Genomic DNA, 13,949 nt, shown 5'->3' on the forward strand with positions numbered 1-13,949 from the left:
CGCGGCGCCACCCCCTACAATGGCCGGCAGGTTCCGGAGCCACGCATGAGCGCAATCAACTACACGGTAGCCGAGCTGGCGGAACGCTTCGGCCTCCGCTTCAGCGGCGATGGCACGCGGGGTATCGACGGCGTCGGCACGCTGGCCGGCGCCGGTCCCAGCCAGTTGAGCTTCCTCTCCAACAGCAAGTACGCCGCCCAGCTGGCCGCCACCCGCGCCGGCGTGGTGGTGCTGCGCGAGGAAAACCACGCCGACTGCCCGACGGCGGCGCTGGTCGCGCAGGATCCCTATGTCGCCTACGCGAAGATCGCCGCGCTGTTCGAACGGCTGCCGGCCGCGCCCGCGGGCATCCACCCCAGCGCCGTAGTCGCCGCCGGGGCGCAGGTCAGCGCCAGCGCCAGCATCGGTCCCGGCTGCGTGATCGCGGAGGGCGCGGTGATCGGCGACGGCGCCGTGCTCGGTCCGCACTGCATCGTCGGCGAGGACTGCACCGTCGGCGCGCAGTCGCGACTGGTGGCGCGGGTCACCCTGGTCACCCGGGTCACGCTGGGCCAGCGCGTGCTGGTGCATCCGGGGGCGGTGATCGGCTCGGACGGTTTCGGCCTCGCCTTCGACAAGGATCACTGGATCAAGCTGCCGCAGCTCGGCGGCGTGCGCATCGGCGACGACTGCGAGATTGGCGCGAACACCACGATCGACCGCGGCGCGCTGGACGACACCGTGCTGGAAGAAGACGTGCGGCTGGACAACCAGATCCAGATCGCGCACAACGTGCACGTCGGCGCGCACACCGCGATGGCCGGCTGCGCCGCGGTGGCCGGCAGCGCGAAAATCGGCCGCTGGTGCATGATCGGCGGCAACGCCGGCGTGCTCGGCCATCTCGAACTGGCCGACCGGGTTACCATTACCGCCAAGAGCCTGGTCACGCATTCGATCCGCGAACCCGGCGAATATTCATCAGGCGTGCCACTGCAGGACAACCGCCAGTGGCGGAGGAACGCGGCGCGCTTCAAGCACCTGGACGAGTACGCGCGCCGATTGTCGGCGCTGGAGAAGGACAGCGACAATGAGTGAGGAAAGCGACTTCATGACCATGCCGATCGACGTGGAGCATATCCAGCAACTGCTGCCGCACCGCTATCCGTTCCTGCTGGTGGATCGCGTGATCGAGATCGTGCCCGACGTCAGCGTGGTCGCGCTGAAGAACGTGACTATCAACGAACCGTTCTTCCAGGGCCATTTCCCCGGCCATCCGGTGATGCCCGGCGTGCTGATCATCGAGGCGATGGCGCAGGCCGCCGGCCTGCTGACCCAGCTGAGCCGCCACGCAAAGGGCGACAAGGGCAGCCCGCTGTTCTACCTGGTCAAGGTCGACAACGCACGCTTCAGCGCACCGGTGGTGCCCGGCGACCAGTTGCGCTTCGAAGTCAGCCAGAAGCGCCTGGTGCGCGGCATGGGCCTGTTCGTGGCACGCAGTCTGGTCGATGGCAAGGAAGTGGCCAGCTGTGAACTGATGTGCGCCGCGAGGACCCATAAATGATCCATCCCACTGCGCTGATCGATCCTTCCGCCGTCATTGGCGCCAACGTCAGCATCGGCGCCTACAGCGTGATCGGTGCCGAGGTGGAGATCGGCGACGGCACGGTGATCGGCCCGCACGTGGTGATCGAAGGTCCCACCCGGATCGGGCGCGACAACCACATCACCCAGTTCGCCTCGCTCGGCGGCGCGCCGCAGGACAAGAAGTGGAAAGGCGAGCGCACCGAGCTGGTGATCGGCGACCGCAACCTGATCCGCGAATTCACCACCCTCAACCGTGGCACCGGCGACGGCGGCGGGGTCACCCGCATCGGCAACGACAACTGGGTACTTGCCTACGTGCACATCGCGCATGACTGCCAGATCGGCAACAACGTGGTGTTCTCCAACTACTCGGCGCTGGCCGGGCACGTCACCATCGGCGACTGGACCATCCTGTCCGGTTATTCCGGCGTGCACCAGTTCTGCAAGGTCGGCGCGCATGCGTTCATCGGCATGGGCTGTCTGGTCGGCCACGACGTGCCGCCGTTCGTGATGATGGCGAACGAACAGCAGGGCCGTCCGCGCGGCATCAACAGCGAAGGCCTGAAGCGCCGCGGCTTCGACGCCACGCGCATCGCCGCGATCAAGCGCGCCTACCGCACGCTGTACATGGCCGGCCTGCCGCTACCCGAGGCGCGCGAAAAACTGGTCGAGCTGGCGCGCGAAAGCGACGACGTGCGTGCCATGCTGGAATTCATCGACCACAGCGAGCGGGCGCTCGCCCGATAAGCGTCTCGCTTATCGGGCAATCAGGCACGCGCTCTGGCTTATGCTTCCGGCATGACTGACCACCCGCCGCTCGAATCCCCCCTGATCGCCATCCTCGCCGGCGAAGACTCCGGCGACCAGCTCGGCGCCGACCTGATCGTCGCGCTGCGCCAGCGCTACCCGCAGGCGCGTTTCGTCGGCATCGGCGGCGCGCGCATGCAGCGTGAGGGCTTCGACTCCTGGTACGACATCCGCGAGCTGTCGCTGTTCGGCTTTGCCGAGGTGATCCGCCACCTGCCCCGCCTGCTGCGGCTGCGCAAGGCGCTGGTCGCGCGACTGCTCAGGGAACGGCCGGCCGTGGTGGTCGGCATCGACGCGCCCGACTTCAACCTCGGCGTGGAGCAGCGCCTGAAGCAGGCCGGCCTGCTCACCGTGCACTACGTCAGCCCGTCGGTCTGGGCCTGGCGCGAGCAGCGCGCGGAGAAGATCGGCCGCAGTGCCAGTCGCGTGCTGTGCCTGTTCCCGATGGAGCCGGCGATCTACGCGAAGCACGGCGTCGACGCCCGCTTCGTCGGCCACCCGCTGGCCGATCGCTTCGCGCTGGTCTCCGATCGCGTCGGCGCGCGAGAGATCCTGCAGCTGCCGCAGCAGGCGCCGGTGCTGGCCGTGCTGCCCGGCAGCCGGCTGTCCGAAGTCGGCCGGCTCGGCCGGGCCTTCATCGACGCGGCGAAGCAGGTGGCCGCCGCGGTGCCAGGGTTGCGCGTGGTGATCCCGGCCGCCAACCCCCAGGTGCGCGCCCGGCTCGAAGCCCTGCTCGCCGGCGGACCGCGTGACGAAACCGCGCCGCTGCTGCTGGACGGCCACGCGCACGAGGCGATGCTGGCCGCCGACGTGGTGCTGCTGGCCTCCGGCACCGCCACGCTGGAGGCGATGCTGGCCAAGCGGCCGATGGTGGTGGGCTACCGCGTCGCACCGCTGAGCTACCGCATCGCCCGCGCGCTGAAGATGCTGAAGACCGACGTCTACGCGCTGCCGAACATCCTGGCCCGCGCCAGCGGCCTCGGTGACGGCCTGCTGGTGCCCGAACTGATGCAGGACGACTGCACCGCCGCAAACCTGGCCGCCGCCACGCTCGCCCTGTTCAAGGACAGCGAGCGGCGCGGCGCGATCGTCGCCGCGTTCGAGCAACTGCACCAGGCCCTGCGCGGTGGTCTGGAAGGCCATGCGGGGGATCGTGCGGCAGCGGCGATTGCCGAGCTGATCGACGCGAAGCGTAACGATGGATAAGCACCTGGCCAACACCAGCTGCCCCGAACCTTCCGTTCGGGAAGAGGCGCGGGCCAACGCAGGGAGCCCTCTCATTGCCGGCGTCGATGAGGCCGGCCGCGGCCCGCTGGCCGGTCCACTGGCGGTGGCCGCGGTGATCCTCGATCCGGCCCGCACGATCGTCGGGCTGAACGACTCGAAGAAACTCAGCGAAGCGAAACGCGAGGCACTGTATCCGCTGATCATCGAGCGCGCGCTGGCGTACTGCGTGGTGCTGATCGAGCCGGACGAGATCGACCGCCTGAACATCTTCCAGGCCACCATGGCCGGCATGAGCCGTGCCGTAGCCGGCCTCATGCCGGTCGCCCATGCGGCGCTGATCGACGGCAACCAGTTGCCGAAAGACTTGCCCTGCCCGGGTCGCGCGATCGTCGGCGGCGACGCGCTGGAACCGGCGATCAGCGCCGCGTCGATCCTGGCCAAGGTCAGCCGCGACCGCCTGATGGTGGCACTGGACGACGAACATCCCGGCTACGGCTTCGCCGTGCACAAGGGCTACCCGACCCCGGCGCACTTGGCCGCGCTGCAGCAGCTCGGGCCGTGCGCGCAACACCGCCGCAGCTTCGCGCCGGTACGCCTGCTGCTGGAGCAGGCAAGATTGTTTTGAGCGATCGGCGCGGGGGTTCCCACGCTCGAACAGCCTGGTCGCGGGCCCGTTGAGATTGATCCGCCTAGCCCATTCGTCTATGCAACTTTTCCTCGCGCGGGCGCATCATTCGCTACAGGAATCGCGATCAGCAGGGACGCGCCAGCAACACCGGCCTGTCGTCCAGATGAGACTCGCCGGGCAGGGTCACAAGCGCACTCAAACTCGCAGGAGTCGTGCCATGATGCCTTCACAGAACCGCCCGCCCGTGCTGCCCATGCAGACCATCCCGCCGATACCGGAGCCGGTCATCTTCGCCCCGGCTGGCATCGACGAGATCCTTCCCATGCACGTCGACTACAACCTGCATCCACTGCTGGTACACAGCCTCGACCACTACGTGATCGTCGACGACCAGGGGGAGCGCTTTTACATCCGCTGACTGCATCGCCAGGTCCTCGGGCATGTGCCGACCGCCGCCCTTTCTCGCCCGCAGGCATGTTGCTACGCTGGCGCCATCAATCGGGGGGATGGATGACATGCGCAGGATCGGCATCGCACTGTTGGGCCTCATGCTCTGCTTCGCCGCCAGGGCCGAAGTGAAACCCGGCGAAACGCCGCCGGATGCCCTGGGTACAACCCAGAGCGGGCAAGTGGTGACCGTCTCGTCCCTGCACGGCAAGGTCGTGGTGATCAGCTTCTGGGCCACCTGGTGCGGCTACTGCATGAAGGAGCTGCCGGTACTGGCGGGCCTGCAGACGCTGGCCACCGAACGCGGTCTGTCCCTGCAGGTAGTCACCATCAACCATGAGGAAGACCGGCAGACCTACGTGCGGACCGTTCGCGCCCTGCGCCCACGCCTGCCCGGCCTGCTGATGACCTGGGACCGCGATGGCGCCCTCGGCAAGCCCTACGGCACCAACAAGGGCATCCCGGTCATGGTGATGTTGCATCGCGACGGCACCGTGGCCCATGTGCACGTGGGCTATGGTGAAGACATGCTGGACAGCCTGGTCGCCGAGATCAACACACTGCTGGCCGAGCCGGCACCGTCGGCGGTGGCCGCCGCGCCCGGCTGAGCGGGCTTCCGGCGAGGCGCCGCCGCGCTTCGCGCAAACCGCGCACAAGTCAATCTTGCCGCTGGGCAAGGCGCCGGGTAGCCTGCGGGGACTCACCGCGCAAGAACGCATGACCGTCCGCTATACCCACCTGCACCTGCACAGCGAATATTCGCTGGTCGATTCGACCATCCGCATCAAGGCGCTGGTCGCCGCCTGCGTGCGCGACGGCATCCCGGCGGTGGCGCTGACCGACGACAGCAACATGTTCGCGCTGGTGAAGTTCTACAAGGCCTGCAGCGCGGCCGGCATCAAGCCGATCGGCGGCTGCGACCTGTGGATCTCTGCGCCGGACGATCCGCGCCCGTGGCGACTCACCCTGCTGTGCCAGGATCGCGACGGCTACCTCAACCTGTCGCGGCTGGTCTCGCGCGCGTGGCAGGAAGGCCAGCACGGCGGCCGCGCACTGGTCGAGGCGGGCTGGCTCGGCGCTGGCGCCAGCAGCGGACTGATCGCCCTGCTCGGCCGCGAGAGCGAAGTCGGCCGCATCGCGCTGAACCAGGGTGTTGCGGCCGCGCTGGCGAAACTGCGCCCACTGGCGCGGCTATTCCCCGACCGGCTGTACCTGGAGCTGACCCGCTGCGGCCGTGACGGCGAGGAAAACTGGAATACCGCCGCGCTGGCGCTGGCGGCCGAACTGAACCTGCCGGTGGTCGCCAGCAACGACGTACGCTTCCTCAAGCAGGACGACTTCGGTGCGCACGAGGCGCGCGTGTGCATCAACCAGGGCCGCGTGCTGGCCGACCCGAAACGCCCGCGCGAGTACAGCGACCAGCAATACCTGAAGACGCCCGACGAGATGGCCGCGCTGTTCGCGGACCTGCCCGAGGCGCTGGAAAACACCGTCGAACTGGCGAAACGCTGCAGCCTGGAACTGAAGTTCGGCACCTACTACCTGCCCGACTTCCCGGTACCCGCAGGCCACGACCTCGACAGCCATATCCGCGAGTTGTCGCGACAGGGCCTCAAGGAACGCCTGGCCAATGCGCCGCTGGCCGCCGACCACACGCTGGCCGACTACGAGGCGCGGCTGGAGCGCGAGCTGGACGTCATCGTCAAGATGGGTTTCCCCGGCTACTTCCTGATCGTGGCGGACTTCATCAACTGGGGCAAACAGAACGGCATCCCGGTCGGCCCCGGCCGCGGTTCCGGCGCCGGCTCGCTGGTCGCCTGGGCGCTGAAGATCACCGATCTGGACCCGCTGCAGTTCAACCTGCTGTTCGAGCGCTTCCTCAACCCCGAACGCGTGTCGATGCCCGACTTCGACATCGACTTCTGCATGGACCGCCGCGACGAGGTGATCGACTACGTCGCACAGAAATACGGCCGCGACAAGGTCAGCCAGATCATCACCTACGGCTCGATGGCGGCCAAGGCGGTGCTGCGCGATTCCGGCCGCGTGCTCAGCATGCCGTACGGACAGGTCGACCGGCTGGCCAAGATGGTGCCGCCGCGGCCGCTCGACCTCACCCTGTCCGACGCGCTGGGACGCTCGGAGAAGTCCAAGAAGGAACCCGATCGCGTCGTCAGGGAGTTCTGCGAAACCTACGAGCAGGACGAGGAAGCGCGCGCGCTGATCGACCTGGCGCTGAAGCTGGAAAACCTCACCCGCAACGCCGGCAAGCACGCCGGCGGCGTGGTGATCGCGCCGACCCCGCTCACCGACTTCGCGCCGCTGTACTGCGAAGCCGGCGGCGGCGGCGTGGTGACCCAGTACGACAAGGACGACGTCGAAGCGGTCGGCCTGGTCAAGTTCGACTTCCTCGGCCTGCGCACACTGACCATCATCGACTGGGCGGTGAAGGCGATCAACGCGCGCCGCGCGAAAACCGGCGAAGCGCCGCTGGACATCTCGACGCTGCCGCTGGACGACCCGGCGCCGTACGAGCTGCTGAAGAAGGCGCAGACCATTGCCGTGTTCCAGCTCGAATCCTCCGGCATGCAGCGCATGCTGAAGGACGCCAAGCCCGACCGCTTCGAGGACATCATCGCGTTGGTGGCGCTGTACCGCCCCGGCCCGATGGACCTGATCCCCAGCTTCGTGGCGCGCAAGCACGGCCGCGAGGACGTGGAGTACCCCGACCCGCGCGTCGAGCCGATCCTGAAAGAGACCTACGGCATCATGGTCTACCAGGAGCAGGTAATGCAGATGGCGCAGATCGTGGGCGGCTACTCGCTCGGCGGCGCCGACCTGCTGCGTCGCGCGATGGGCAAGAAGAAGCTGGAGGAAATGGCGAAGGAACGCGCCAAGTTCCGCGAGGGTGCAGCAAAGGACGGCCTCACCGGCGAGAAGGCCGACTCGATCTTCGACCTGATGGAGAAGTTCGCCGGCTACGGCTTCAACAAGTCGCACGCCGCCGCCTATGCGCTGGTCTCCTACCAGACCGCCTGGCTGAAGGCGCACTATCCGGCCGAGTTCATGGCGGCCACGATCTCCTCGGACATGGACAACACCGACAAGGTGGTGACCTTCCTCGACGAGTCGCGTGCGATCGGCATCGCCGTGCAGCCGCCGGACGTCAACGCCTCGGAATACATGTTCGTCGCGGTCGAACCCGACACGTCGTCTGTGCACTCGCGCCAAGGCGCTCGCACGATCCAGTACGGCCTCGGCGCGATCAAGGGTGTCGGCCAGGGTGCGTGCGAGGCCATCGTGGCCGAGCGCGTGCACGGCAAATACACCGACCTGGCCGACTTCTGTCGTCGCGTCGATCCCACCAAACTCAACCGCCGCGTGCTGGAAGCACTGATCATGGCCGGTGCGCTGGATGCGCTGGCGGCCAACCGCGCCAGCCTGATGCTGCAACTTCCCGACGCGATCAAGGCCGCCGAGCAGCACCTGCGCGACAAGCAATCCGGTCAGAACGACATGTTCGGCGCAGCGATGGGCAACACCACGCCAGTGCTGAAGATCGATCTGCCGACCGTGGCGGAATGGCCGCTGGAGCAGAAGCTGCAGGGCGAACGCGACACTCTCGGCCATTACCTTTCCGGCCACCCCACCGACCCATGGAAGGACGAACTGGCGCAACTGTCGACCTGCCCACTGGGCGAGATCGCCGACCGCTACCAGCCGCCGAAGCCGCGCCGGAACGACCACGACGACGGCAACCGTTTCCGCCGCGGCCCGGACACGCCGTGGACCGTCGCCGGCATGGTCACCACCGTGCGCAAGCGCGGCGACAGCGATGCGTTCGTGCGGCTGGAGGACGGCAGCGGCATCATCGAGGTCAGCTTCTTCGGCGAGCTGTACCAGCAGATGGCGCCGCTGTTGACCCGCGACGAGATGCTGGTGGTCGACGGCGGCCTGCGTATCGACGAATTCTCCGGCGGCGGCTTCCAGCTGCGTGCGCGCAGCGCCTGCTCACTGGCCGACGCCTGCCGCCGGCACGCACGATTGCTGCAGCTGAAGTTGAACGGCATCGGCCCGGGTTTCGTCGAACAACTGCAGCACGCACTGGCCGGTTACCGCGGCGGGCGCACCAGCGTGACGCTGCACGGTTACCGCAACCGGGGCGCCCAGGCTGATCTGGAACTGGGCGAGGACTGGCGCGTGGAAGCCATTCCCGACCTGCTGCGCGCCGTGCGCGCCCTGCCCGGCGTGCAGGCCGCGCGCCTGCGTATCGTCAAGCAGCAGGATTGAGCTGCCTTGCTCCCTCCCCTGCTACGCAGGGGAGGGTTGGGGTGGGGTTCGCTCTTGATCTTCTTCGCCAGCTCGGGGCAACCCCCGCCCAACCTCCCCCTGCTTGCAGGGGGAGGAGTCAAAGTCCCCTACTTCCTGCCCCGCTCCAGCATCGCCTTCAGGTCGGCGAATGGATTGCCAGTTGCCGGCGGCGCATCCTCCACCGCCAGCACCCCGCCGCGCACGTGGTCGATGTGCCGCGCGTGCTCGTTGTCGTGGCAATACACGCACAGCAGCTCCCAGTTGCTGCCGTCGGGCGGGTTGAAATCATGGTCGTGGTTGCGATGGTGCACGGTCAGTTCCTGCAGGTTCGCGCGGGTGAACTCGCGCGCGCAGCGGCCGCACACCCATGGGTACATCTTCAGCGCACGCTCGCGGTAGCCCAGCTCGCGCTGCTCGGCGGCGCGTCGGGCCTCGGCCACGATGCGGTCGAGTTTCGCGTGGTCGATGGGTTTGCTGGGCATGGCGGGATCCGGCGAAGACCAAGGGTTCGATGGGGCGGACGATAGCGCAATCGTCCGGCCCGCGGCAGGCATGTGTCGACCCTGTCACAGCCATACGGCGGCGTTCTCGCGTTTTCCTGCGGGACGGTATACTGAGCCGCTTCTGTGCCATGAATAGCAACGAATGAACCCCAACTTCCTCGATTTCGAACAACCCATTGCCGAACTGGACGCGAAGATCGAAGAGCTTCGCCACGCCAGCAGCGGCCAGGCGTTCAACATCGACGAGGAAGTCGGCCGCCTGCGCGAGAAGCTGAAGGTCAAGACCGCGGACATCTTCCGCAACCTCAACTCGTGGCAGACCACCCAGCTGTCGCGCCACCCGGCGCGGCCGTATACGCTCGACTACATCGGCGTGATCTGCGAGGAATTCCACGAGCTGGCCGGCGACCGCATGTACGCCGAGGACGCCGCCATCGTCGGCGGCCTGGGCCGCATCAATGGCCGCCAGGTGATGATCATCGGCCACCAGAAGGGCCGCAACACCAAGGACAAGGTGCGCCGCAACTTCGGCATGCCGCGCCCCGAGGGCTACCGCAAGGCGCTGCGCCTGATGAAGATGGCCGAGCGCTTCGGCCTGCCGCTGCTGACCCTGATCGACACCCCCGGAGCCTACCCCGGCGTGGGCGCCGAGGAGCGCGGCCAGAGCGAGGCGATCGCGCGCAACCTGCTGGAGATGGCCGAGCTGAAAGTGCCGATCGTGTGCACCGTGATCGGCGAAGGCGGCTCCGGCGGCGCGCTGGCGATCGGCGTGGGCGACCGCACCAACATGCTGCAATACTCGACCTATTCGGTGATCTCGCCGGAAGGCTGCGCCTCGATCCTGTGGAAGAGCCCGGACAAGGTGAAGGACGCCGCCGAGGCACTGGGCATGACCGCCCCGCGCCTGCTCGAACTCGGCCTGGTCGACAAGCTGGTGCGCGAACCGCTCGGCGGGGCGCACCGCAACCCGCGTTCGATGGCGATCCGCCTGAAAGCGGTGCTGCTGAATCAGCTCGACGAACTCGAGGCGATGCCGGTTACCGACCTGCTCGAACAGCGCTACAAGCGCCTGCGCAGCTACGGCGCTTACCAGGAGTAAGCGCCGCCGCGACGCCTGTCACCCGCTTGGCGCTACCATCGGCAGCACCCTCATGCTGCCGGGACCCGCCATGGCCCACGACAAACTTGCGGTACTGATCGACGCCGACAACGCCCGTCCCGCCATCGTCGAGGGCCTGCTCGCGGAGATCGCGAAGTACGGCACCGCGCACGTCAAGCGCATCTACGGTGACTGGACCAAGCCGGATTTGAACGGCTGGAAGGAAGTGCTGCTGCGCCACTCGATCCAGCCGATCCAGCAGTTCCGCTACACCGTCGGCAAGAACGCCACCGACTCGGCGATGATCATCGACGCGATGGACCTGCTCTATGCCGAGCGCTTCGACGGCTTCTGCATCGTCTCCAGCGACAGCGACTTCACCCGGCTCGCCTCGCGCATCCGCGAATCCGGGCGCATCGTCTACGGCTTCGGCGAGAAGAAGACGCCCGAACCGTTCCGCACCGCCTGCGACAAATTCATCTACACCGAGGTGCTGGCCGGCGCCAGCGAGACCGCCACCACCACCGCCCCGAAGAAGCATTCGGCGAAGGAATTGCGCGGCGACACGCGCTTGATGAACCTGCTGCGCGGCGCCATCGAGGCCGCCTCCGACGACACCGGCTGGGCCGGGCTGGGCGCGATCGGCAGCATCATCAACAAACAGTCGCCCGATTTCGACTCGCGCAACTACGGCTACGCCAAGCTCAGCGGCCTGATCAAGGGTATTGGCCTGTTCGACACCGAGGAACGCCAGATCGGCAACGGCAAGCATCTCTACGTACGGCCCCGCGACGGCAAGAAGTGAGCAACCCGCTGCACCAGCACCTGCAGGCCGCGCTGGCGTCCATGCCGTCGGCGGCACTGTGCGTGGCCTTCAGCGGCGGCCCGGATTCCAGCGCCCTGCTGCATGCGCTGGCGCAGTTGCCCGAAGCCCGCGCGCGCGGCCTGCGCGCACTGCACGTCGACCACGGGCTGCATGCGGACAGTGCGTTATGGGCCCGACACTGCGAACGCTTCTGCGCCACGCTGGACGTGCCGTGCGAGGTACTGCGCGTGCAGGTCGACGGCGGCAGCGGCAGGGGCGCCGAAGCCGCCGCCCGCGACGCGCGCTACGCCGCACTGGTCATGCAATTGCGCGATGGCGAATACCTGCTGCTCGGCCACCACCGCGACGACCAGGCCGAAACCGTGCTGCTGAAGCTGCTGCGCGGCGCCGGGCCGGAAGGGCTGGGTGGCATGCGTGCGCTGCGCCCGTTCGGTCGCGGCCAGTTGTGGCGGCCGCTGCTGGCGCTGTCGCGCCAACAGCTGCACGATTACGTCGCAGCACAGCAGCTGGATTGCATCGACGATCCGTCCAACGCCGACACCCGCCTGGCGCGCAACCAGCTGCGCCACGAGATCCTGCCGCGACTGGCGCGGCACTGGCCGCAGGCGGTGGATTCGATCCTGCACAGCGCCGCATTGTGCCGCGCCGCTGCGGACGCGCTACGGACGCAATGGCTGGCCGCGTTCGAGGCGCTGCACGACCCCGCCAGCGGCAGCCTGGACGCCCATGGCTGGCTGGCGCTGGCCCCGGCATGGCGCGAGCCGTTGCTCGATCACTGGCTGCACGCACGCGGCCTGTCCGCCCCCACCAGCGCGCAGCGGCGGCAGATCGAGCGCCAGTGCGGCGCGCGCGCGGGCCAGCTGCCGTGCATCCGCTGGGCCGGCACCGAACTGCACATCTGGAAAGGCCGGCTGTGGGCGTTGCCAGCCGAGCGCGTCGTCGACGCCGACTGGCAGATGCCCTGGCATGGCGAACCGCTGGCGCTGCCCGACGGCGGCGAGCTCGCGCTGACGGTCGCAGACGTCCGCCTCACCGAGCCGCTGCAGGTGCGCCTACGTCGCGGCGGCGAACGCATCAAGCCCGATGGCGACGCGCATACGCGCGAACTGCGCGATCTGTTCCAGCAGGCGCACCTGCCTCCATGGCAGCGCCACGCCTGCCCGCTGCTGTACGCCGGCGACGAACTGATCGCGGTGGCCGATCGCTGGACCAGCACCCGCGGCGCGGCGATTTTCCGCCAGGCCGGCGCCTGGCCGCACTGGCGCGCGGGGCGTTGATCCAGGTCACGCCGGGGCCTTTCCGCGGCCCGCGCAGATTGATTCCGGACGCCCGCTGCGCTAGCGTTGCGGGCCATGGCCAAGACCGTTCCCGCACCCGGCAAGACCCCGCCCGCCGCCGACTTCGAACACTCGCTCGACGAGCTGGAACAACTGGTCGCGAAGATGGAAGGCGGCGAGATGAGCCTGGACGAATCGCTGGCCTCGTTCGAACGCGGCATCGGGCTGTTCCGCCATTGCCAGCAGTCGCTGGAGCAGGCCGAACTGCGCGTGCGGCTGCTGCTCGACCCCGAAGCCCCCGACAGCGCCCAACCGTTTGAACCCGAACTCTGAGCTTGGTCCCGCCCTGCAAGCATTGATCGTCCGTGCCGAACAGGCACTGGGCCGCAGCCTGCCGCCGGCCGACCACTCCCCCGCCGAACTGCATCGCGCGATGCGCTACGCCGTGCTCGGCGGCGGCAAGCGGCTGCGCCCACTGCTGGTCTACGCCGCCGCGCACGCGCTCGGCGAAGACGGCCCATCACTGGACGCCGCCGCCTGCGCAGTGGAACTGATCCACGCCTACTCGCTGGTGCATGACGACCTGCCTGCGATGGACGACGACGCGCTGCGCCGCGGCCGTCCGACCTGCCACATCGTGTTCGGCGAGGCGATGGCGATCCTCGCCGGCGACGCACTGCAGGCACTGGCGTTCGAGATCCTCGCCGACGACGCCGCACGACGCGCCGATGCAGCCACCGGCATCGCCACGCTGCGCGCGCTGGGCCAGGCCTGCGGCGCCGAAGGCATGGCTGGCGGCCAGGCGCTGGACCTGGCGGCGGTCGGCCATCCGCTGACGCTGGACGAACTGGAGCACATGCACGCCTGCAAGACCGGCGCGCTGATCCGCGCCTCGGTACAGCTGGGCGCGCTCGCCGCCGGCGCCGACGCCGACACCCGGCAGGCGCTGGACCGCTACGCCTACGCGGTCGGGCTGGCGTTCCAGGTGCGCGACGACATCCTCGACGTGGAAGGCGAATCGGCGGTGATCGGCAAGACCGCCGGCAAGGATGCCGCCGCCGCCAAGCCCACCTTCCCCTCGATCATCGGCCTCGACGCCTCACGCGCCCGGCTGGCCGAGCTGACCGACGCCGCGCTGGCCGCGATCGCGCCGCTGGGCGGGCGCGCGACACTGCTGGAAGAGCTGGCGCTGTACGCCGCCCACCGTCACTACTGAATCGTTCCGCAGGCGCAGCAAAAAGGCAGCCGCAAGGCTGCCTTT

Annotated in this window: 14 protein-coding genes; 13 read left to right on the plus strand and 1 reads right to left on the minus strand. The window is 68.3% G+C overall.

The features are described from left to right. The first annotated feature begins 45 nt into the window (after positions 1–45). The 8 genes from lpxD (at position 46) to dnaE (ending at position 8,962) form a co-directional block, all read left to right on the plus strand. Positions 46–1,074, plus strand: a complete 1,029-nt coding sequence (lpxD, locus tag QQA13_RS11060) for a UDP-3-O-(3-hydroxymyristoyl)glucosamine N-acyltransferase (RefSeq protein WP_108472382.1) — start codon at positions 46–48, stop codon at positions 1,072–1,074. Continuing rightward, positions 1,067–1,540, plus strand: coding sequence for a 3-hydroxyacyl-ACP dehydratase FabZ (gene fabZ / locus QQA13_RS11065; RefSeq protein WP_108472381.1), 474 nt, complete (start codon positions 1,067–1,069; stop codon positions 1,538–1,540). The genes lpxD and fabZ overlap by 8 nt, the downstream gene beginning before the upstream one ends. After that, positions 1,537–2,310, plus strand: a complete 774-nt coding sequence (lpxA, locus tag QQA13_RS11070) for an acyl-ACP--UDP-N-acetylglucosamine O-acyltransferase (RefSeq protein ID WP_108472380.1) — start codon at positions 1,537–1,539, stop codon at positions 2,308–2,310. Before fabZ ends, lpxA begins: the two co-directional genes overlap by 4 nt. A gap of 51 nt (positions 2,311–2,361) precedes the next feature. Beyond that, positions 2,362–3,576 carry a lipid-A-disaccharide synthase gene (gene lpxB, locus QQA13_RS11075; RefSeq protein WP_108472379.1) on the plus strand — a complete coding sequence of 405 codons (1,215 nt, stop codon included), beginning with the start codon at positions 2,362–2,364 and terminating at the stop codon, positions 3,574–3,576. Continuing rightward, complete coding sequence (rnhB, locus tag QQA13_RS11080) at positions 3,569–4,222, plus strand: ribonuclease HII (protein WP_108472378.1); 654 nt, start codon at positions 3,569–3,571, stop codon at positions 4,220–4,222. The genes lpxB and rnhB overlap by 8 nt, the downstream gene beginning before the upstream one ends. A gap of 220 nt (positions 4,223–4,442) precedes the next feature. Beyond that, positions 4,443–4,643 carry a hypothetical protein gene (locus QQA13_RS11085; protein ID WP_108472377.1) on the plus strand — a complete coding sequence of 67 codons (201 nt, stop codon included), beginning with the start codon at positions 4,443–4,445 and terminating at the stop codon, positions 4,641–4,643. Between the two features lie 97 nt (positions 4,644–4,740). Next, complete coding sequence (locus tag QQA13_RS11090; protein WP_108472631.1) at positions 4,741–5,280, plus strand: TlpA family protein disulfide reductase; 540 nt, start codon at positions 4,741–4,743, stop codon at positions 5,278–5,280. Between the two features lie 109 nt (positions 5,281–5,389). After that, the gene (dnaE, locus tag QQA13_RS11095; RefSeq protein WP_108472630.1) at positions 5,390–8,962 is read left to right on the plus strand and encodes a DNA polymerase III subunit alpha; all 3,573 of its coding nucleotides are present in this window, start codon (positions 5,390–5,392) and stop codon (positions 8,960–8,962) included. 128 nt (positions 8,963–9,090) lie between these two features. Here dnaE and QQA13_RS11100 read toward each other — a convergent pair whose 3' ends face one another. Next, the gene (locus QQA13_RS11100) at positions 9,091–9,465 is read right to left on the minus strand and encodes a YajD family HNH nuclease (RefSeq protein WP_108472376.1); all 375 of its coding nucleotides are present in this window, start codon (positions 9,463–9,465) and stop codon (positions 9,091–9,093) included. A gap of 163 nt (positions 9,466–9,628) precedes the next feature. On the opposite strand from QQA13_RS11100, the gene QQA13_RS11105 reads away from it, so the two are divergent. From QQA13_RS11105 to QQA13_RS11125, 5 genes are all read left to right on the plus strand, one after another. Next, positions 9,629–10,585, plus strand: coding sequence for an acetyl-CoA carboxylase carboxyltransferase subunit alpha (locus tag QQA13_RS11105; protein ID WP_108472375.1), 957 nt, complete (start codon positions 9,629–9,631; stop codon positions 10,583–10,585). Positions 10,586–10,655: 70 nt separating this feature from the next. Then, positions 10,656–11,390 carry an NYN domain-containing protein gene (locus QQA13_RS11110; RefSeq protein ID WP_108472374.1) on the plus strand — a complete coding sequence of 245 codons (735 nt, stop codon included), beginning with the start codon at positions 10,656–10,658 and terminating at the stop codon, positions 11,388–11,390. Beyond that, positions 11,387–12,688 carry a tRNA lysidine(34) synthetase TilS gene (tilS, locus tag QQA13_RS11115; RefSeq protein WP_108472373.1) on the plus strand — a complete coding sequence of 434 codons (1,302 nt, stop codon included), beginning with the start codon at positions 11,387–11,389 and terminating at the stop codon, positions 12,686–12,688. The genes QQA13_RS11110 and tilS overlap by 4 nt, the downstream gene beginning before the upstream one ends. A gap of 75 nt (positions 12,689–12,763) precedes the next feature. After that, on the plus strand, positions 12,764–13,021 hold the full coding sequence (locus QQA13_RS11120; RefSeq protein ID WP_108472372.1) for an exodeoxyribonuclease VII small subunit: 258 nt from the start codon (positions 12,764–12,766) through the stop codon (positions 13,019–13,021). Beyond that, on the plus strand, positions 13,005–13,904 hold the full coding sequence (locus QQA13_RS11125; RefSeq protein ID WP_108472371.1) for a polyprenyl synthetase family protein: 900 nt from the start codon (positions 13,005–13,007) through the stop codon (positions 13,902–13,904). The genes QQA13_RS11120 and QQA13_RS11125 overlap by 17 nt, the downstream gene beginning before the upstream one ends. The last annotated feature ends 45 nt before the right edge of the window (positions 13,905–13,949 follow it).

It is taken from the genome of Rhodanobacter thiooxydans, from assembly GCF_030291135.1.
Taxonomy (GTDB): Bacteria; Pseudomonadota; Gammaproteobacteria; order Xanthomonadales; family Rhodanobacteraceae; genus Rhodanobacter; species Rhodanobacter thiooxydans_A.